Genomic DNA, 19,990 nt, shown 5'->3' with positions numbered 1-19,990 from the left:
CGATCCGGCAACGCCGCACTTCCGAATCGCCATTAAAGAATCAAAGGTGATTCGCCTTGTCCAGTGCTCCGGCGAAAAAGATTAAAAATCGACTAAAATAGTGCCGAAGCGGCCGATCTCCCCACGAGCGGGAGATCAGACACCTAAGCAAGCGTCCGCTCGACAATGTCCCTTAAGTCCGCCGACAGGTTTTCGGCATTGGCGATCGAAAGCAGCGCCTCCCGGGCCTTGGCCTGGCGGCCCGGCTCGAGCGAACGCCATGACCTGAGCGCCGTTGCCAGCCTTGCCGCCACTTGCGGGTTGCGCTTTTCGACCTCGAGCACAGTCTGCGCGAAAAAGCGGTAGCCCTCGCCGTCGGGGCGATGGAAGCCGGTCTGGTTGGCGCTGGAGAATGTGCCGATCAGCGAGCGCACCCGGTTTGGATTGCCCATCGAGAAGGCCGGATGAGCGGTTAACGCCCGGACCGTGTCCACCGCCTGCGGCCCCGGCACGCTGGCCTGGATCTGGAACCATTTGTCCATGATCAGCGGGTCGGACGCATACTTCGTTTCGAATGCCGCCAGCGCCTTTTTTGCCCCCGGCGAACCATGGTGTCGATGCGCAAGCACGCCAAGGGCTGCCGCGCGGTCGGTCATGTTGGTCGCCGACTGGAAATGCCCGGCGGCCAATGCCGCGCCGCCAGGCAGCAGCGAGAGATAATCCAGCAAAGTGTTGCGCAGGGCGCGTCGTCCAGCGCTCGCTGCGTCGGGGCTGAACGCGGTCCTGTCGGCAAGGCTGTCGTAGAGGCCGGAAAACGCCGCGCCATTGGCGGTGCCGATGGCGAGCGCAAGGGCTAGTCGGGCCGTGTGGATGGCGTCGGGATCGATGTTCCTGCCGATGTCGCGGGCGATGTCGGCATCGCCGGGCAGCGCCAGTGCCAGCGCCCGGTAGGCCGGCTCCAGCGTCTCGTCGGCGGCAATGCTGCCGGCGAGCTCGGTCAGCCGTTTCGCGAAGACCGGTTGCTTGCCGCCGAGGATCTCGCGGAAGGCTGAAATCAGCGTATCGGTGAGCAGCGTGTTGAATGCCTGCCAGCGCGAGAAGGCGTCGCTGTCATGGCGGGCAAGGAAGAACTGGTCGTCAGCCTTCTGCTCGACCGACAGCGTCACCGGTGCCGAGAAGCCGCGGTTGAGCGACACCGCCGGGCGCTCCGCCACGCCAGAGAAACGCACCATGTGCCGGCGCTTGCGGACATGGATGACGCCATCGTCGACACTGGCGCCCTCGACGCCGCTGTACGACACCGGCTTGCCGCCGGCGCCGATCAGGCCGAAGGCGAGCGGGATGTGCATCAGCCGCTTGCGGCTTTCGGAGGGTGTCGGCGGCACCGACTGTTCGATCTCGAGCGTGAATTCCTGCAAAGCCGGATTGTGCGTCGAACTGACCGTCAGATTGGGCGTGCCGGCCTGATGATACCAGAGCGCGAACTGCGACAGGTCGCGGCCGGACGCATCCTCGAACACCTTGATGAAATCCTCGATCGTCGCAGCTTCACCGTCATGCCGCTCGAAATAGAGGTCCATGCCGGCACGAAAGGCATCCGGGCCGAGAATGGTGCGGATCATGCGCACCACTTCGGAGCCCTTCTCGTAGACTGTCGCCGTGTAGAAATTGTTGATCTCGCGGTAACGGCGCGGCCGCACCGGATGCGCCAGCGGACCCTGGTCCTCGGGGAACTGGTGCGCGCGCAGCGTGCGCACCTCGGCGATGCGCTTGACCGCGCGCGAGCGCTGGTCGGCGGAGAATTCGTGATCGCGGAAGACCGTCAGTCCTTCCTTCAGGCAAAGCTGGAACCAGTCGCGGCAAGTGATTCTGTTGCCTGTCCAATTGTGGAAATATTCATGCGCGATGATCGCCTCGATATTGGCGAAATCGGCATCCGTCGCGGTCTCCTGGTCGGCCAGCACGTATTTGTCGTTGAAGATGTTGAGGCCCTTGTTCTCCATAGCGCCCATGTTGAAGTCGGACACGGCGACGATGTTGAAGACGTCGAGGTCGTATTCCCGGCCAAACGCCTGCTCGTCCCATTGCATCGATCGCTTCAGCGCATCCATGGCGTAGCCGGCGAGCTTCTCCTTGCCGGGCTCGACATAGATGCCGAGCTCGACCGTGCGGCCCGACATCGTGACGAAACTGTCGGCGACCTGGCCGAGATTGCCGGCCACAAGCGCGAACAGATAGGACGGCTTGGGGAAGGGATCGTGCCACACGGCGTAGTGCCGGCCATCGCCGAGGTCGCCCTTGTCGACCGGGTTGCCGTTGGACAGAAGCAGCGGCGCCTCGTCACGCAAGGCCTCGATCCGCACGGTATAGACGGACAGGATATCGGGGCGGTCGAGGAAATAGGTGATGCGGCGAAAGCCCTCGGCCTCGCACTGCGTGCAATAGACATTGCTCGAGCGATAGAGGCCCATCAAGGCTTCATTGTTCGCCGGTGCCAGCTCGGTTTCGATGCGCAACTGGAAACGGCTCGCTGCCGGCGGCTTGAGAATGGTCAGTTGGTCGGGGCTGGCCACCAGGTCGGCGGGTTTCACTTTCTTGCCGTCGATCTCGATGCGCTTGAGCACCAGCCCATCGCCATCGAGCACCAGCGGAGCCGACACCGAAACGCCGTCGCGACGCTCGATCGTCACTGCTGCGGTGACGATCGTTGCCTGTGGCGAGAGACGGAATTCAAGGTTCGTTTCCGGAATGAGGTAGTCGCTGGGGCGATAGTCTTCGAGTTTGAAGACCTGGCCTGTGTCGGTGCGCATTCCGGGTTTTTTCCTGTCGATTGCGTTGGAGGCGGATTGTTTCCGCTGATCCAAGAAATTTGAAGTCCGCGCTCTTTACACGAAACGGCCCCTCGACAAAACTGCGACAGGGCCTATTTCAGGCCTTCCTTTCCAGCATCGCGAGGCAGTCATGACCATCGTCACACCGAAGTTCGGGATGGGCGCTTCCGTGTTGCGGCGCGAGGATGCTGCTTTCATCCAGGGGCAGGGCCGCTATACCGATGACATCCAGCCGGCCGGCGTGCTGCACGGCTATGTCTTGCGCTCGCCGGTGGCCAAGGCCAGCTTCACCGTCGGCTCGACCGATGCGGCGAAGAAGGCTCCAGGCGTCCATCTGGTGCTGACGGGCAAGGACCTGGCCCATCTCGGCGATCTCAAATCCGGCGTCATGCAGGAACAACCCGACGGCACCAAGGCGCCGACCCGCGACATTCCGGTCCTGTGCCGTGATCGCGTCAATTATGTCGGCGATGCCGTTGCCTTTGTTGTCGCCGACAGCCGTGCCCTGGCGCAGGATGCCGCCGAACTGATCGATGTCGATTATGACAGCGAGGATGCCGCGTCTGGCACGGCGACCGCGCTTGCCGAAGGCACGCCGCTGGTGTGGCCCGAGCTCGGCTCCAACCGCGCCTTCACCTACCACATGGGCGACAAGGCCAAGACGGCGGCGGCTTTCGCCAGGGCGGCTCATGTCACCCGCATCGAGTTCGTCAACAACCGGCTGGTCTGCAATTACATGGAGCCGCGCTCTGCGATCGGCGAATGGAACGCCGGCGAGAACCGTTTCGTGCTGACCACCGGGTCGCAAGGCGTGCATTCCATGCAGTACATCCTGGCCAGCGTGTTCAAGATCAAGAAGAACCAGCTGCGCGTCATCACGCCGGATGTCGGCGGTGGTTTCGGGCCGAAGAGCTTCGTCTACCGCGAATATCCGCTGGTGCTGGAGGCAGCGAAGCGGCTTGGCCGTCCGGTGAAATGGGCCGGCGACCGCACGGAACATTTCCTCACCGACGCGCAAGGCCGCGACAATGCCGTGACGGCCGAGATGGCCCTCGACAAGGATGGCCGCTTCCTCGGCATGCGGGTCGATCTGCTGGCCAATATGGGCGCCTATGTCTCGCAATACGGTCCGTTCATTCCCTATATCGGCGTCACCATGTCGACCGGCGTCTATGACATAAGGGCGCTGGATGTCACGGTGACCGGCCTTTACACCAACACATGTCCCGTCGATGCCTATCGTGGCGCCGGCCGGCCGGAAGCGGCATTCCTGCTGGAAAAGCTGGTCGATGCCTGCGCCCATGATCTCGGCCTGTCCGTCGACGAGATCCGCCGCCGCAATTTCATCCGGCCGGAACAGTTTCCCTATCGCACGCAGACCGGCCGCCTCTACGACAACGGCGAATTCGAGGGCCACATGGAGCGTGCCATCGAACGGTCTGAGTGGAAGGCGTTTCCGCAACGGCTCGAACAGTCGAAAGCCGGCGGCAAGATCCGCGGCATCGGCATGGCGACTTACATCGAGGCCTGCGCCTTCCCGGGCTCCGAGCCGGCATTCGTCGAGCTCAATGGCGACGGCACGGTGACGCTCAAGATCGGCACCCAGACCAACGGACAGGGCCATGCCACCGCCTATGCGCAGTTCCTGTCGGAAAAGCTCAATCTCGACATCGACAAGATCCATGTCCGCCAGGGCGATACCGACGAATTGAAGGCCGGCGGCGGCACCGGCGGCTCGCGCTCGATTCCGCTCGGGGGTGTATCCGCTTCCCGTGCGGGCGAGGATCTGGCCAACAAGATCAAGCGCATCGCCGCCGACGAGCTGGAGGCTTCCGCCGGCGACATCGAGCTGTCCGATGGTGTTGCCCGCATCGTCGGCACCGACCGCACGATCGATTTTTCCACCATCGCCAAGGCCGCGAAAAACCCCGATGACCTCAAGGGGTTCGGCGAGTTCGTCCAGGACGAATGCACCTATCCGAACGGCACCCACATCTGCGAGGTCGAGATCGATCCCGACACCGGCACGACCGAGATCGTGCGCTACACCATCGTCGACGATTTCGGTGTCACGGTGAACCCGATCCTGCTCGCCGGCCAGGTTCATGGCGGCGTCGTGCAAGGCGTCGGCCAGGCGCTGACCGAAAACACCGTCCATGGCGAGGATGGGCAATTGCTGACGGCGAGCTTCATGGACTATGCCATGCCGCGCGCCGACAATTTCCCGTTCTTCCATTTCGAGACCCGGAACGTGCCGTCGACCACCAATGCGCTGGGCATCAAGGGCGCGGGCGAGGCCGGCACGATCGGCTCGACACCGGCGGCACTCAACGCGGTCACCGATGCGCTGTGGCGCGCCTATGGTGTCAGGCATATCGAGATGCCGGCGACACCAGCGCGCATCTGGGCGACCATCCAGGAAGCATCGCCAAGGTGACATCAGGGGCGGGGGCGGCACCAGAAACGGCGGGCGGCCACGACACGCTGAGGGGCATTGCCCTGAAGATCGTGTCCGTCGCGGTTTTTGTCGGAATGCAAACCTGCATCAAGGCGGCCGGCGAGGTGCCGGCCGGGCAGATCGTCTTCTTCCGCTCGTTTTTTGCCATCTTCCCGATCATTGCCTTTCTGGCATTTAAGGGACAGTTGCCGACGGCATTCGTCACCAAACGTCCCTTCAACCACGTCGCGCGCGGTATTGTCGGCGTCGGCGCCATGGGGCTTGGCTTCTTCGCGCTCACCAGGCTGCCGCTGCCGGAGGCAATCACCCTGAACTATGCACAGCCGCTGTTGGTCGTGGTGTTCTCCTCCGTTTTCCTTGGCGAGACGATCCGCGTCTACCGCTGGAGCGCGGTGGCAGTCGGTCTGGTCGGCGTGCTCATTATTTCCTGGCCGGAGCTCACTCTGCTCAATTCGGATGAAGCGCTCGACGATCAGGAGGTTCTCGGCGTCATGGCGGCGCTGGTGGCGGCGGCGATCTCGGCCGTCGCCATGCTGCTTGTGCGCAACCTCGTGCAGACGGAGAGGACGGCGACCATCGTGTTATGGTTCTCGTCGACAGCGAGTGTGCTCTCGCTGCTGACGCTGCCTTTCGGCTGGCAATCGCTGACGCCTGTGCAAGCCGCGCTGCTCATCATGGCCGGCTTTTGCGGTGGCCTCGGCCAGATCCTGATGACCTCGGCCTATCGCCATGCAGAAGCCTCGGTGGTGGCGCCGTTCGAATACACCTCGATGATCCTCGGCGTGGTCGTCGGCTACTTTGTCTTCGGCGACGTGACGTCGCTGAGCACGCTGGTCGGCGGTGCGATCGTCGTTGCCGCCGGCATCTTCATCATCTGGCGCGAGCGGCAGCTGGGGCTGGAGCGCACCCGCACCCGCAAGGCGGCACTGCCACAGGGGTAGTCAGGCCCGTTCCCTTGCCAGCCGTACCAGCACCGCCCGTGTCTGTTCATCCGCCGGGAAGAACGATTCGATCGCCAGTTCCGACAGCGTCACGTCGAGCGGCGTGCCGAACACGGTGATGGTGCTGATGAACGACAGAACCTGGTCGCCATGCGCAAGCCTGAGCGGATGCACGATCGCATTCGGCTCGACAGGCGCGGGCCGGCTGCCCGTCAAGCCGGACGGATAGCCGCGCAGCTCGCGCTCCAGGTCGATCAGTACGGGGTCGCCGGTGGCGTCATTCTGGTGCTTGAGGCGTTCGAGCAGGTGCGTGCGCCATTCCTGGAGGTTGACGATGCGCGGCGCGATGCCGCCCGGGTGCAGGCTGAGGCGAAGCACGTTGACCGGCGCCGCCAGCAAGGAAGCCTCGCTGACATCGGCGAGGAACGGACTAATCGCCGCGTTCGCCGAAACCAGGTTCCAGTGCCGGTCGACGGCCAGCGCCGGAAACGGCTCATGCCCCTTGAGCACGGTCTCGACGGTGGCAAGCGCCGGCGCCAGCGTGGCATCGGTGAGCGGCCTTTCGCCGAAGCTCGGCGCAAAGCCCGCGGCCAGCAGCAACTGGTTGCGCTGCCTGAGCGGGATCGAAAGCTGCTCGGCCAGATGCAGCACCATGTCGCGCGAGGGCGCGGCACGCCCGCTTTCGACGAAGGAGAGATGGCGCTGCGAGATCTCGGCTTCCATGGCGAGTTCGAGCTGGCTCATGCGGCGGCGCGTGCGCCATTCGCGGATCAGGCTGCCGGCGGAGGTTTGGGCTGTCGTCATGAGGAAGGACTAAGGCCGCGGAGGAGGGATTTCAATTACCTTGGAGGTTATCGCTACAGTATCTATTCCGAGATCGGCGAAAGCGGAGATGACGGCCAATCTCCCCCTTGCGATCCTTCGCGCCCCCCTCTGTCCTGCCGGACATCTCCCCCACGAGGGGGGAGATCGGCTAATCACCCTAGCGCTCGCAGTTTTGCCTTCACTTCGAGAAAATCCCGCCATGCTAGTTTTTTGTGCGCCGGCGTCCGCAAGAGATAGGCCGGATGCAGCGTCGGCATCGCTGGAATGGTCACGCCCGACGCCGTCGTGTGGGCATGCCAGTTGCCGCGCAGTCTGAGGATGCCTTCCGAGGTGTTGAGCAGCGTCTTGGCGGAAGGCCCGCCGAGATTGACCAGCACCTTGGGATTGACCAGTTCGATCTGCCGCTCGATGAACGGCCGGCAGATCTCGGTCTCGTGCGGCGTTGGCGTGCGGTTTCCCGGCGGCCGCCATGGAATGACGTTTGCGATGTAGACCGAAGAACGGTCGAGCCCGATCGCAGCCAGCATGCGGTCGAGCAGCCGGCCGGAGCGGCCGACGAAGGGCAGGCCCTCTATGTCCTCGTCGCGACCGGGCGCCTCGCCGACCAGCATGACCGCGGCTTCCGGGTTGCCGTCGGCGAAGACGAGGCTCTTGGCGGTGGCCTTGAGATTGCAGCCGTCGAAGGCAGCCATGTGCTGGCGAAGCTCATCGAGTGTGGAGGCGCTTGTCGCCATTTGCCGGGCGAGGGCGGCCTGCGCCTCGTCGGGGACGGCGGCGGTGGCGGACACGGTGCGCACCGGCGCATCCGGCACCTTGCTTGCATCCAACCCGGGCGATGCTGCTGGCCGCTCCGGCGTCTTGTCTTCGCGAGGCGGCGGCAAGGGCGCCGGCGCGCGCTCGACAGGCCTCGGCGCCGCCTCGGCGAAGCGGTTCACCGGAGCGTCTTCCAGCGCCTCATCGACGCCGGCGCTGGCATAGAAGGCCAGGATGTCGGCGATTTCGGTCGGGCTATTGGGGGCGGCAGTCATGGCGCGCACATTCATCCGCATGGCCGAAATTTGCAAGGCCGGCGGCTTGCCCTATCCCGTCGGTATGCGCGGGTCCTGCACCAGGTAGAAAGTCCATCGCGGCGTGTAGTCGGTCACCAGGAATTCGAAACTGGCGGTTTTCAGCGGGTCGACCTTGCCGTTCTTGAACAGCAGTCGGTCATAGGGTTCGAAGTCGCGGTCGAAATCGGCGAAATTGCTCGACGAGATATTGTCAGGCGTCTTGTTGCGTTGGTCGAACGAAAGCCCGTCGCCGAACACGCTCGGCTGGTTCAGCGTCTCCTGAAGCTCGAACTGGAATTCGATCCAGGCCTGGCCGCTGTTGTTGAGCACGTCGATGCGCATATACATGATGCCATTGGCGAACTCGCCCGCCTTGCCGAATGTCTGGATCGGCTTCGTGGTGCGGATGGTCAGCGTCACCGGTGTCGCCGAATTCAGCTCTTCGGTGATGACCAGCGGATCGTCCTTGGTTCCGATGCCGGAGGCCCCGGTGATGCGGAAGCCGCCAAGTTCGTCGGAGAAGGAATAGGCGCCTGTCGCCCAGACCTTCACCCCGTCCGCGGCGGCGTGACCAGGTGCCAACATCAGAAGTGCCAGAAGAACCGCCCGGCAGGCCCGGCTGGGCGGGAAAAGAAAGCGCGTTGAAGAAAAGCCGGCTGGGCCAGGAATGCGCATGCCGGGAAGTATGGCCGATAAGCAAGCCGTCGAACAAACAAAAAAACGCCGGCGCGGCGGATCTCATCGGACAGCAACGGCGGCCAGGCCGCAAGATGCGCGACTTTTTGGCCAAATCCGCCCAAATCCGCCCAAAACCGCATTGTCACGTATGCGCCGGTTTCCTGTCGTCAATTGATGCGCTATGCAGCGCAAGAGCCAGCAAGATAGGCAACAGCGGCAAGCCAGTGCGGAGGGGTTGATGAGCGATATCGAACGCGAAAGCATGGAATTCGACGTGGTCATCGTCGGTGCCGGACCGGCCGGCCTTGCCGCGGCCATCCGTCTCAAGCAGGTCAATCCCGAGCTTTCCGTCGTCGTGCTGGAAAAGGGCGGCGAGGTCGGCGCCCATATCCTTTCGGGCGCCGTGGTCGATCCGATCGGCATCGACCGGCTGCTGCCGGGCTGGCGCGAGGAGGACGGCCATCCTTTCAAGACGCCGGTCACGGCGGACCATTTCCTGGTGCTCGGGCCCGCCGGCTCCTTCCGCCTGCCCAACATCCTGATGCCGCCGCTGATGAACAATCACGGCAATTACATCGTCTCGCTCGGCAATGTCTGCCGCTGGCTGGCCGGCAAGGCCGAGGCGCTTGGTGTCGAGATCTATCCGGGCTTTGCCGCCACCGGCCTGCTCTACAATGACGAAGGCGCCGTCACCGGCGTCGTCACCGGCGACATGGGCGTCGAGAAGGACGGCACGCACGGTCCGGGCTTTGCGCCGGGCATGGCGCTGATGGGCAAGTATGTGCTGATCGGCGAAGGCGCGCGCGGCTCGCTCGCCAAGCAACTGATCGCCAGATACAAGCTTTCCGACGGCCGCGAGCCCGGCAAATATGGCATCGGCCTCAAGGAACTCTGGCAGGTCAAGCCGGAGAACCACCGGCCGGGTCTCGTCCAGCATTCCTTCGGCTGGCCGCTCGACATGAAGACCGGCGGCGGCTCGTTCCTCTACCATCTGGAGGACAACCAGGTGGCGGTCGGCTTCGTTCTCCACCTCAACTACAAGAACCCCTATCTGTCGCCTTTCGAGGAATTCCAGCGCTTCAAGACCCATCCGGCGATCGCGGCTACGTTCGAAGGCGGCAAGCGGCTGGGCTATGGCGCGCGCGCCATCACCGAGGGCGGCTGGCAGTCGGTGCCGAAACTGTCCTTCCCCGGCGGCGCGCTGATGGGCTGCGCCGCGGGCTTCGTCAACGTGCCGCGCATCAAGGGCTCCCACAATGCCGTGCTGTCGGGAATGCTGGCGGCCGAGCATGTCAGCGAAGCAATTGCCGCTGGCCGCGCCAATGACGAGCTCACCTCCTACGAGGAAGCCTGGCGCGCGACCGACATCGGCAAGGATTTGAAGAAGGTGCGCAACGTCAAGCCGCTCTGGTCGCGCTTCGGCACCATCGTCGGCGTCAGCCTCGGCGGCCTCGATATGTGGTTGAACACGCTGTTCGGCATCTCGCCCTTCGGCACGCTGAAGCATGGCAAGGCCGACTATGCGACGCTCGAGCCTGCCGCCCAGCACAAGAAGATCGCCTATCCCAAGCCCGACGGCGTACTGACCTTCGACCGCCTGTCCTCCGTGTTCCTGTCCAACACCAATCACGAGGAAAACGAGCCGGTGCATTTGCTTGTCGGCGACATGGAGTTGCAAAAGCGCTCCGAGCACGATGTCTTTGCCGGGCCATCGACCCGCTATTGCCCGGCCGGCGTCTACGAATGGGTCGACAAGGACGGGAATGCCGCGGCCGACCCATCGGCGAAGGATGTGCGCTTCGTCATCAACGCGCAGAACTGCGTCCACTGCAAGACCTGCGATATCAAGGACCCGAACCAGAACATCAACTGGGTACCGCCCCAGGGCGGCGAAGGCCCTGTTTACCAGGGTATGTGACCTCGCGCCGCCGCTGGTTTGGAGCGGCGGCAGCAAAAAACGTGGGTCGCGGCTGGCCGCAAGGGGTGTCCAGGCCAGCAGGGACGTTGAAACGGCCACCGGTCTATGGTTCTTTCTCCAGGGATAAGGAGAAAGGCCGATGCGCCGGACCGTTCTGACATGCCTCGTTGCTATCGGGACGCTATGCGCTCCAGAAGCCTTTGCCGGCACAAGGGCAGTTATCCAGACGCGGACCTACGACGTCACCGGAAGCTCGGGCGCGGCCTTCATCGACGCGATGGACAGCAAAGGCCCCAGGCACGGCTTCATGACGCATGCCATCGCCACGACTGCCTATACCGTCGACTGGGATCTCGGCGGAGGTCAGGAGAACGGCTTCTGCCGGCTGCGGCGGGTCAACGGCACGCTTAATCTGTTCTACACCTTCCCTCGCATTGCCTCGCCCATGACGCCGGCGCTGAAGCGGCGCTGGAGCCGGTTTTTCGCCGGCGTTCGCGGCCATGAGGAAACGCATGGGCGCATCGCCAGGGAGATGATGCGCACCACCGAAAGGTCGATCACCGGCCTGCGGGTCGCCAACGACCCGTCTTGCTACAAGACGCGCCGCGAGGCCCGGCGTCGCATCCAGGCCGTCTATGCCGAATATGAGGCCAGACAAAACGCCTTCGATCGGCGCGAGCATAGCCGCGGCGGCCACGTCGAGCATCTGATCGCGGCCTTGATCCGAAAACCATGAACGAGCGAGTGCTTGGCTCGGTTGAAGCGTCAGCCTTGCGGCTTGGCTGGCAAGGCGCTCGCCGCGAGTGCCGTGGCGTGCCCATCCTCAGGCTGCTTCTCATCGGAGCGAACCGAGAACTCGACCAGCACGGGCAGATGGTCCGAACCGGTATCTTCCAGCCGCGTCGCGGAATGAACTGTCACCCCGCCCTTGCTGAACACCTGGTCGATCGGCAGTCCCGCAAAGCGCCGCAGCACGTCCGGCAGCTTGATGTAGAGCCACGTCGGTCCCGCTGACGGCATGACGGTCAGCCCGCCGAGGGCGGCGACCCGCCGCACCGCCGCACTCCACGGCACGGCGTTGCAATCGCCGGCCATGATGGCGGTTTCGCCGAGCGAGGAAATCGAATTCGAGAGCTCACCGATCTGCCAGTTCTGCTCGCGCGGCCATGGCCAACTGAGGTGGATGGCTGCGACGTTGACGGCGGTGCCGCCGAAATCGACCGCCGCGATCGCCATCGCGCCCCGCGGCTCGCAATGCGGCGCGCTGTCGGCGGCAAAGGGCCCCCGCGACAGCAACGCCACCCCGAACACGCCATTGGGGTAGGGGCAGAGGATCCGGTATGGGTAGGCGCTGGTGATGTAACCGAGCTCGGTCTCCCACATCGCCGACACCTCATTGAGCGTGATCACGTCGGGGTTGGTTCGGCCAATCAGCGAAAGAACCTTTTTCGGCGTCGGATTGTCGTAGCGCAAATTCATCTGCAGCAGGTGGTAGACGATCTGATCGACGGGCTTGGCGACCGCTTGCACAGGCCAAAGGCGCGGCAGCGTACTCATCGTCGTGGCGACGCTGGCGATCGCAAAGAGCAGCGCCACGGCCGCTTGCAGCCGAAACGAGCTGGCAAGCAGCGGCAACGCCAGAAGCGCGATCAGCAGGCACAGGTGAAGGCGAAAATGCGAGAAGGAATCGAAGGCCGGATGCAGCGTGCCGAGGAATCCGGCCAACAAGGCGAGCGACAATGCCGTCATCGCCAGGAATGCCACCCCAGCTATCATATTCGAGCGCGCGCCGCCTGTTGTCATTGAGGCCGTGTCTGTCGAGTGTCGCCTGACGATCCGTTCGATCTGCTTATCGATCAAATTGCGGCCTGAGCAAGACGAAGAATTGCCTCGCCGGGACTTCGAGACCGCCTACTGGAACGCGGTCTCCGAAAAGCTTCTGAGCTTGCGCGAATGCAGCCGCTCCATCGGCATTTCCGCCAGCTTTTCCATTGCCCTGATGCCGATGGTCAGGTGCTGCGCCACCTGGCGCTTGTAGAACTCGGTCGCCATGCCGGGCAGCTTCAACTCGCCGTGCAGCGGCTTGTCGGAAACGCATAGCAGCGTGCCGTACGGCACGCGGAAGCGGAAACCATTGGCCGCGATCGTCGCCGATTCCATGTCGAGCGCGATGGCGCGCGATTGCGACAGGCGCTGCACCGGTCCGCGCTGGTCGCGCAATTCCCAGTTGCGGTTGTCGATGGTGGCGACCGTGCCGGTGCGCATGATGCGCTTCAGATCGTAGCCCGACAGGCCCGTGACTTCGGCAACCGCTTCCTGCAGCGCGACCTGGATCTCGGCCAGCGGCGGGATCGGCACCCAGACTGGAAGATCGTCGTCGAGGACGTGGTCCTCGCGCACATAGGCGTGCGCCAGCACATAGTCGCCCAGCGCCTGCGTGTTCCGCAGCCCGGCGCAGTGGCCAAGCATCACCCAGGCATGCGGCCTCAGCACCGCGATATGGTCGGTGATCGTCTTGGCGTTGGAAGGCCCAACCCCGATATTGACCATGGTGATGCCGCCATGGTTCGGCTTCTTCAGGTGGTAGGCCGGCATTTGCGGCAGGCGGGCGGGCGGGGTGCCCTCGCTTGCCGCGCTGGCGCCGGCGCGGGTCACGACATTGCCCGGCTCGACGAATTCCACATAACCGCCGCCGCCATTCTCCATCAGGCCACGCGCACGGGCGACGAACTCGTCGATGTAGAACTGGTAGTTGGTGAACAGCACGAAGTTCTGGAAATGCTGCGGGCTGGTGGCCGTATAATGGGTCATGCGGTGCAGCGAATAGTCGATGCGTTGCGCCGTGAACGGTGCCAGCGGCCTTGGTTCGCCGAAGGCCACTTCGAACGTGCCGTTGGCGATCTGGTCGTCGGTGCCGTCCAGGTCCGGAACGTCGAACAGGTCGCGGATCGGCCGCTTGATGCGTTCGGCGGCGGCCCCGTCGACATAGGTGCCTTCCAGGAAGGCGAAATGCAGCGGGATCGGCGTGGTCGATTCCGAGACCGTCACCGACACGCCATGATTGCGCATGATCAGGCGAAGCTGCTCGACCAGGTAATTCTCGAACAGTTGCGGCTGGGTAATCGTGGTGGCGAAATGGCCAGGTGTCGGCATATGGCCGTAGGCTTGGCGTGAATCGACCTGGGTAAACGAATTCGTGGTGACGCCGATCTCCGGGTAGAAGGCCCGGTAGCGCTTGCTGCCGTCGGCGCCGGCGGCCAGTGCCGCGAAGGAGTCGCGCAGGAACTTGGTATTGCGATCGTAAAGCGCCTGCAGCGCCGCGACGGCTTTCTCGGCCCTGTCAAAGCTTTGCCGGCCAAAAGGCTCCGGCATCACGACTGATTCTATGGCTTGGGGGTAGATTCGCTTTTCCATAGCTCAATATAGAGACTTGGATGGGCGGTTGGGAGGGGTGTCGCTGTCGAAGGCGCCCAAAGCGCGATTTTTTCTTCACCCACGCTGCAGGCTGACCAGCAGCACGAAGCCGACACCTGACTTCCTCAGCGCCGGAGCCTCGATGGTCGAGCCGGCATCGGCGCGCATCATCGGCACGGCCAGGACCGGGGCGGCCAGGAGCACCAGGATAAGCGCCGCCCGCGGCAAAAGCCGGAGGGTCTTGAGGGCGTTGGCGGCGATGCGGTTCATGATGTCTGTGCTTTTCTTTTCGAGGTTTTCTGGTTTCAGTGGCGAAGGTTGGTCGGGCAGGCGAGACCGCAAAGTCTGGTGGCTTCGTCCCAGGAGCGGGCCGGACGGCCTGCTTCGGCGACGAGAATGGCGAAGAACATTCCAAACAGGCTCATCAGCAGGCAGACGATGGTGAAGCGGCGAGCAAGCATCGGTGGTGTCTCCTTCAACACGCCGGAGAATGCCCTGACGCCTGTGAACCGGCTCTGAGACCGGCGTTCATCTGCGGTTCAAATTGATTGACGGGATCTGACTGGCCCGAGGACGGCCAACAGCGGCAAGGCATGGAGCGCCGGCGCCCGGCGTGTCGATGAAACGAAAACGGGGCCCGTCAGGGCCCCGTGGTCATGTCGCAAGGCTGCAGCCGATCAGAGCTTATGCCAGGTCTGGCTCTTGCAGATCAGTCCGCCTAGCACGCAGCCGCTCATCTTGAGCGAGGTGCCCGAAAGCGTCGCCTTGCCGGAATAGGTCTTGTCGTTCGCCGGATCGGTGATGTTGCCGGTGTACTTGTTGTCGCCGGCCGCCTTGAGCGAGCCGATGGTCTTGCCGGCATATTTGCCGGATTTGAGCGTGATGGAGAACGAGCCGCCGCCGGATATGGCCGCGGTGTCGCCGGCCTGCGTTTTCCAGTTGCCCTCGATCGGATCGGCCCACGCCGCGCCCGCCATGATCAATGTGGCTGCAAGGGCCAGGCTCACTTTTCGAAACATGTTCTTCCTCCCTTTGGATAGCCGGCCGGATGCTCCGCCTCGCCGGTCTGCCGCTTACGCAAACGTAAGCTAATCCAGCTCCCATCAAAACAAAAGCGGTGCCGTTGCGGAAGAGTTTCCGATTTTGAAGGCGCCTGAAAGCGCGCCTTCGGCGAGAAAATGAAACGATCGCCGGATTGGCTTTGTCTCCCGTGGTTAGCGGAGTGTTGATTCCCACCCTGAAAATTTTCGTCAAATTTTGCGAAAACCGGCCGAATTGCTGGCTTCGTATCCTTAACGAATTTTTGTGTTTACCTCTTGTTTTAGCTTTGTTTTCCTCAAATTAAGCACGCCATTTAACGGCGGATTCAAGCCTGCGCGGCATTCTCGAAAGCATCGAAAGAGCGGCCCGGACAAGACAAACGGAGGCAGCTCTCGGGAGCCAGACAGGGGACTAAAATGGCACGTTTTGAAATGCTTGAAGCAGGTTTCGGCACCATGGGGGCAACTGCCCAGGCCGACATCCTTTTCGAACTGGGCATGATGTATGCAACCGGCCGCGATTGCGAGACCGACGTCGTCGCCGCCCACAAATGGTTCAACATCGCCGCCATCAAGGGCTCGGCCCGCGCCGCGGAATTGCGCTCGGAACTGTCGGCGGCCATGTCGAAGGTCGAGATCGCCAAGGCGCTGCGCGAAGCCCGCGAATGGATGACCATGCACTGAGTTCCACCAGACGGGCACGCTCCGGCCAAGACCGCGGAGACGGTCGGGCCACGACAGGGACAAGGCTGCGCAGACAGCCAGGCTACAGGCCATCAACGACAAGAATGCGGCAGGCCAGACAGGTCCAAGCCGTGCGAAAGACCATGATCCCGAAATGGGAATCCGGTTTTCAGGCCGAGATCATGGGCTTGGAAAAGACAGGGAAGGCGCGTTGGGCTCGGGGTGCGGGGGCGCTTGCGGAACAGCCCGACGAGCGAAAAGCCACGACCAGCCGAAACAAGGCTGGCGTGGCTTTTTTGCGTGGATGAGGGACCCCAGGCCCAATCGAGCGGCGCCAATGCGCCTAGACAGGCCCAATGAAGGATGAAATTGTCCGGCCTCTCTGGAAGAAGCGCGGCCGGGCGGCCGTGCGTGAGTGGAGGAGTTCTATCACCATGAAAAAAATGAGTATTTTGAGCGCGGCCATTTTCGGCCTGATGATGAGCGCGCCGGTCGCGTTCGCCGACGACATCACCGTTTCGGTGGTCGGCCCGATGACCGGTCAGCTCGCCACCATCGGCGATCAGTTCAAGCAGGGCGCACAGGCCGCCGCCGATGCCATCAACGCCGCGGGCGGTGTCAACGGCTCGATGATCAAGCTCGACATCGAGGACGACCAATGCGATCCCAAGCAGGCCGTGTCGGTCGCCAACCGCATCGTGGCCAATGGCGTCAAGTTCATCGATGGCCATGCCTGCTCGGGCTCGAGCATTCCGGCCTCGGCCGTCTATGCCGAAGCCGGCTTTCTGATGATGAGCCCGGCCTCCTCGAACCCGGTGTTGACCGACGCCGCGGCCAAGGCCGGCTGGCCGACGATCATGCGCCTCTATACGCGTGACGACGCGCAGGGCGCCTTCATTGGCCCATGGATCGCCAAGAAGTATGCCGGCAAGAACGTCGTCATCCTGCACGACAAGAGCGCTTATGGCCAGGGCGTGGCCGACGCCGTCAGGGCAACCATGAACACCGGTGGCCTGAAGGAAGTCTATTATGACGCCATCAATCCCGGTGAGAAGGACTATTCGGCCCTTGTCACCAAACTCAAGGATCTGAAGGCCGACGTCGTCTATTTCGGCGGCTATCATCCTGAAGCCGGCCTGATCCTGCGTCAGTCGGCCGAACAGAACCTGAAGTTCCAGCTGATCATGCCGGACTCCATTGCCTCGCCGGAATTCTGGCAGGTTGCCGGCCCGGCCGGCGAGGGCACCATGTTCGTGTTCCCGTCGGATCCGCAGGCAAAGCCGGAAGCCAAGGCAGCGGTCGAGAAGATCAAGGCCGGCGGTTTCGTGCCCGAGGGCTTCACGCTGTTCTCATACGCCGTGGTCCAGGCGTTCGCCGAAGGCATCAAGCGCGCCGGCAGCGACGATCCGGCCAAGGTTGCCGAAGCCCTGAAGAACGGCACGCCGATCAGCACCGTTGTCGGCGATGTCACCTTCGACGAGAAGGGCGACCTCAAGAATGCCAGCTACGACATCAACCAGTGGCACGACGGCAAGTACGCGCCAATCGCGCAGTAATCGCTGCCTATTTCGCTGTTGGAAATGGCCGGGCTTGCCCGGCCATTTTCGTTTTGGTCGGCACTCTATGGCGGCCCCCTCTGTCCTGCCGACATAGCTATTTTAGTCAACCAGCAACCAGGCGTTCAGCCATGGCTGTCCTCGGCGAACCGGACCAGCACGGTCCCGTCGGTGACCTGCGACCCTTCGGTGGCGATCTCCGCGATCAGCCCGTCATGCGGCGCGGCGATGGTGTGCTCCATCTTCATCGCTTCGAGGATCAGCAGCGGCTGGCCCTTGATCACCGCATCGCCCTTCGCCACGCGCACAAGCTTCACCAGCCCCGGCATCGGCGCGCGCAGGCTGCCGGAGGCGGCAGCCGCCTCATCCGCCCTTGCTAGCGGGTCCGGAACCGCGAATGTATAGCCAACGGCGCCTTCGAACACGGTGACGTGGCCGGGCCAGCGGGCGAGGCGCGGAACGGCGCGGAAATCATGCGAATTGGTGCTGTCATAGGGTGCGTCGAGCGCGACCTGGAAGCGCCCGTCCGGCCGCACCGAAACCTTTGCCACAATGTCGTCCTCGCCGAACTTCAGCCGCGTACGCCGCGCCACGCCGTGGAAATGCGCATAGCCGGCAAGCGACGACCATGGGTCGTCCGAACCCGGCGATGCCTCCGCGCCGGAGGCGGCGAGGGCGGCTGCCGAGATGACCTCGCCGCTCGGCGGCGCGACCTCGGTCAGCACCACTTGATGTCTGCCGATCAAGCTCGTGTCGACGTCTCCGGCGCAAAAATCCGGATCGGCCGCCAGAGCTGCAAGAAAGGCGGTGTTGACGGTGGAGCCGGCAATCTCGGTTTGCGACAACGCCGTACGGAGCGCCTCCAGCGCTGCCTGCCTGTCCTTCGCATGGACGACAAGCTTGGCGATCATCGGATCGTAATAGGGCGAGATGGCATCGCCGGCCCGCACGCCGGTCTCGATACGCATCGTGGCCCCTTCGGCGGCTGCTTCAGGAAATTTCAGATGATGCAGCATGCCGGTTGCCGGCAGGAATCCCTTGGCCGCATCCTCCGCATAGATGCGCGCTTCGAAAGCATGGCCGGCAAGCGCGATCTCGCTCTGCGTCTTCGGCAGCTTTTCGCCGCTGGCGACGCGCAGCTGCCATTCGACCAGATCGGTGCCCGTGACCATCTCGGTGACTGGATGCTCGACCTGCAGGCGCGTGTTCATTTCCATGAACCAGAAGCGGTCGGCTTGCAGGCCTTGCGAGGCGTCGACGATGAATTCGATGGTGCCGGCGCCGGAATAGCTGATCGCCTTGGCGGCCTTTACAGCGGCGTCGGTCATGGCCTTGCGCAATGCCGGCGTCATGCCGGGGGCAGGGGCTTCCTCGATCACTTTCTGGTGGCGGCGCTGCGCCGAGCAGTCGCGTTCGTAAAGATGCACGGCGTTGCCGAAATTGTCGCCGAACACCTGCACTTCGATGTGCCGTGGCTTGTCGACATATTTCTCGACCAGCACGCGGTCGTCGCCGAAAGCGGCCTTTGCCTCGCGCCGGGCGCTGGATAGAGCCTCGGAGAAATCATCTGGATGTTCGACCCGGCGCATGCCCTTGCCACCACCGCCGGCGCGCGCCTTGATCAGCACGGGATAGCCGATTTCGCGTGCCTTGGAGGCGAGCAGCACGATCTCCTGTGCCTCGCCATGGTAGCCCGGAACGACCGGAACGCCGGCCTTCTCCATCAGCCGCTTGGCGGCGTCCTTGAGCCCCATGGCACGGATCGAGGCGGCCGACGGGCCGATGAAGATGAGCCCTGCCGCCACCACCTGGTCGACGAAATCAGGGTTTTCCGACAGGAAACCATAGCCGGGATGGATGGCCTGTGCCCCTGTGGCCAGGGCCGCCGCGACGATCCGGTCGCCGCGCAGATAGCTCTCGCCGACCGGCGAGGAGCCGATATGCACCGCCTCGTCGGCCATCTCGACATGCAGCGACTTCGCGTCGGCATCCGAATAGACGGCAACAGTGTGCACGCCCAGCTTGCGCGCCGTGCGGATGACGCGGCAGGCGATCTCGCCCCGATTGGCGATCAGGATCTTGGCGAACATGGAGCCTCCCGGTTTTGCCTCGGGCGGCGCTGGTTCGGCAGATGCCCGGCTATTTCGAAGCAGCGATCTCGCAGGCGCCGCCCGTCGTCACCCTGTGGCGGGCGACCGTACCCTCGCAGGATTTCATCGCCAGATCCTCGGCCACTTTCTGAGAGGGAGCGTTCAGCTTTGCGCCGCAGATGATATACAGCGATCTCACCCGTGTATAAGGCGTGGTGGCGTAGGCCGAATGGCCGCCCGCCGCAATATAGGCCTTGTAAGCCTTGGTGCATGGTGCCTTCTGCGTGTAGGGCAGAGTTGGCGGAAAACGCTTGTCTCCTTCGCTTCCCGAAAGCGACACGGCGATACTCCCGCTGGATGCCGCGAGCAAAAGAATTACTGAAAGTATTGATGCGGATGCATTCTGTAGGTATTTCGGTTTCATTTTTAGCCCATTCCCATTGCGTAGTGCAGCGCAAGCACAAGCAATAGCGAATATTTCCTGCCATCACTAGCTCTGCGGCGAAGGCTCGCAATTTCGTGATGGG

The 19,990-nt window shown here is 63.3% G+C and carries 17 protein-coding genes; 6 read left to right on the top strand and 11 right to left on the bottom strand.

Annotated features, from left to right (window positions below; all coding sequences use genetic code 11):
- Nucleotides 1–143: 143 nt before the first annotated feature.
- Nucleotides 144–2,789: an aminopeptidase N gene (gene pepN, locus LB568_RS02375; RefSeq protein ID WP_224728938.1), complete on the bottom strand. Its 2,646-nt coding sequence runs from the start codon at nt 2,787–2,789 to the stop codon at nt 144–146.
- Nucleotides 2,790–2,940: 151 nt separating this feature from the next.
- Between pepN and LB568_RS02370 the strand changes: the two genes are divergently transcribed.
- Both LB568_RS02370 and LB568_RS02365 read left to right on the top strand, forming a co-directional pair.
- Nucleotides 2,941–5,247, top strand: coding sequence for a xanthine dehydrogenase family protein molybdopterin-binding subunit (locus tag LB568_RS02370; RefSeq protein WP_224728937.1), 2,307 nt, complete (start codon nt 2,941–2,943; stop codon nt 5,245–5,247).
- Nucleotides 5,244–6,209, top strand: a complete 966-nt coding sequence (locus LB568_RS02365) for a DMT family transporter (protein ID WP_224728936.1) — start codon at nt 5,244–5,246, stop codon at nt 6,207–6,209. The genes LB568_RS02370 and LB568_RS02365 overlap by 4 nt, the downstream gene beginning before the upstream one ends.
- Here the strand turns inward: LB568_RS02365 and LB568_RS02360 are convergent, their stop codons facing one another.
- The 3 genes from LB568_RS02360 to LB568_RS02350 form a co-directional block, all read right to left on the bottom strand.
- On the bottom strand, nt 6,210–7,013 hold the full coding sequence (locus LB568_RS02360; RefSeq protein WP_224728935.1) for a helix-turn-helix domain-containing protein: 804 nt from the start codon (nt 7,011–7,013) through the stop codon (nt 6,210–6,212).
- Between the two features lie 173 nt (nt 7,014–7,186).
- A complete protein-coding gene (locus LB568_RS02355; RefSeq protein WP_224728934.1) occupies nt 7,187–8,062 on the bottom strand; it encodes a uracil-DNA glycosylase in 876 nt (291 codons plus the stop codon).
- Nucleotides 8,063–8,113: 51 nt separating this feature from the next.
- Complete coding sequence (locus tag LB568_RS02350; protein WP_224728933.1) at nt 8,114–8,758, bottom strand: hypothetical protein; 645 nt, start codon at nt 8,756–8,758, stop codon at nt 8,114–8,116.
- A 241-nt stretch (nt 8,759–8,999) separates the two neighbouring features.
- Here LB568_RS02350 and LB568_RS02345 point away from each other — a divergent pair, with 241 nt between their 5' ends.
- Both LB568_RS02345 and LB568_RS02340 read left to right on the top strand, forming a co-directional pair.
- Nucleotides 9,000–10,679, top strand: a complete 1,680-nt coding sequence (locus tag LB568_RS02345) for an electron transfer flavoprotein-ubiquinone oxidoreductase (protein WP_224728932.1) — start codon at nt 9,000–9,002, stop codon at nt 10,677–10,679.
- Between the two features lie 139 nt (nt 10,680–10,818).
- Complete coding sequence (locus LB568_RS02340; RefSeq protein WP_224728931.1) at nt 10,819–11,415, top strand: DUF922 domain-containing Zn-dependent protease; 597 nt, start codon at nt 10,819–10,821, stop codon at nt 11,413–11,415.
- Between the two features lie 29 nt (nt 11,416–11,444).
- Here LB568_RS02340 and LB568_RS02335 read toward each other — a convergent pair whose 3' ends face one another.
- The 5 genes from LB568_RS02335 to LB568_RS02315 form a co-directional block, all read right to left on the bottom strand.
- On the bottom strand, nt 11,445–12,455 hold the full coding sequence (locus tag LB568_RS02335; RefSeq protein WP_224728930.1) for an endonuclease/exonuclease/phosphatase family protein: 1,011 nt from the start codon (nt 12,453–12,455) through the stop codon (nt 11,445–11,447).
- Between the two features lie 135 nt (nt 12,456–12,590).
- The gene (locus tag LB568_RS02330) at nt 12,591–14,051 is read right to left on the bottom strand and encodes an AMP nucleosidase (RefSeq protein WP_224728929.1); all 1,461 of its coding nucleotides are present in this window, start codon (nt 14,049–14,051) and stop codon (nt 12,591–12,593) included.
- 117 nt (nt 14,052–14,168) lie between these two features.
- On the bottom strand, nt 14,169–14,363 hold the full coding sequence (locus LB568_RS02325; RefSeq protein ID WP_023764342.1) for a hypothetical protein: 195 nt from the start codon (nt 14,361–14,363) through the stop codon (nt 14,169–14,171).
- Between the two features lie 35 nt (nt 14,364–14,398).
- Nucleotides 14,399–14,554, bottom strand: coding sequence for a hypothetical protein (locus tag LB568_RS02320; protein WP_013896407.1), 156 nt, complete (start codon nt 14,552–14,554; stop codon nt 14,399–14,401).
- A 216-nt stretch (nt 14,555–14,770) separates the two neighbouring features.
- Nucleotides 14,771–15,112 (bottom strand): DUF2147 domain-containing protein, encoded by a 342-nt coding sequence (locus LB568_RS02315; RefSeq protein ID WP_013896406.1) that lies wholly within the window; start codon nt 15,110–15,112, stop codon nt 14,771–14,773.
- 438 nt (nt 15,113–15,550) lie between these two features.
- Here LB568_RS02315 and LB568_RS02310 point away from each other — a divergent pair, with 438 nt between their 5' ends.
- Nucleotides 15,551–15,817, top strand: coding sequence for a sel1 repeat family protein (locus tag LB568_RS02310; protein WP_224728928.1), 267 nt, complete (start codon nt 15,551–15,553; stop codon nt 15,815–15,817).
- 434 nt (nt 15,818–16,251) lie between these two features.
- Nucleotides 16,252–17,373, top strand: a complete 1,122-nt coding sequence (locus LB568_RS02305) for a branched-chain amino acid ABC transporter substrate-binding protein (RefSeq protein WP_013896405.1) — start codon at nt 16,252–16,254, stop codon at nt 17,371–17,373.
- A gap of 125 nt (nt 17,374–17,498) precedes the next feature.
- Here LB568_RS02305 and LB568_RS02300 read toward each other — a convergent pair whose 3' ends face one another.
- Together LB568_RS02300 and LB568_RS02295 are read right to left on the bottom strand one after the other, a co-directional pair.
- Nucleotides 17,499–19,463, bottom strand: a complete 1,965-nt coding sequence (locus LB568_RS02300) for an acetyl/propionyl/methylcrotonyl-CoA carboxylase subunit alpha (RefSeq protein WP_224728927.1) — start codon at nt 19,461–19,463, stop codon at nt 17,499–17,501.
- Nucleotides 19,464–19,512: 49 nt separating this feature from the next.
- Nucleotides 19,513–19,887, bottom strand: coding sequence for a hypothetical protein (locus tag LB568_RS02295; protein WP_224728926.1), 375 nt, complete (start codon nt 19,885–19,887; stop codon nt 19,513–19,515).
- Nucleotides 19,888–19,990: the final 103 nt, after the last annotated feature.

It is taken from the genome of Mesorhizobium sp. B263B2A (assembly GCF_020165775.1).
In the GTDB taxonomy this organism is placed as follows: domain Bacteria; phylum Pseudomonadota; class Alphaproteobacteria; order Rhizobiales; family Rhizobiaceae; genus Mesorhizobium; species Mesorhizobium opportunistum.
The sequence above is the reverse complement of the archived record's forward strand: the minus strand, read 5'-3'. Positions and strand labels throughout refer to the sequence as shown.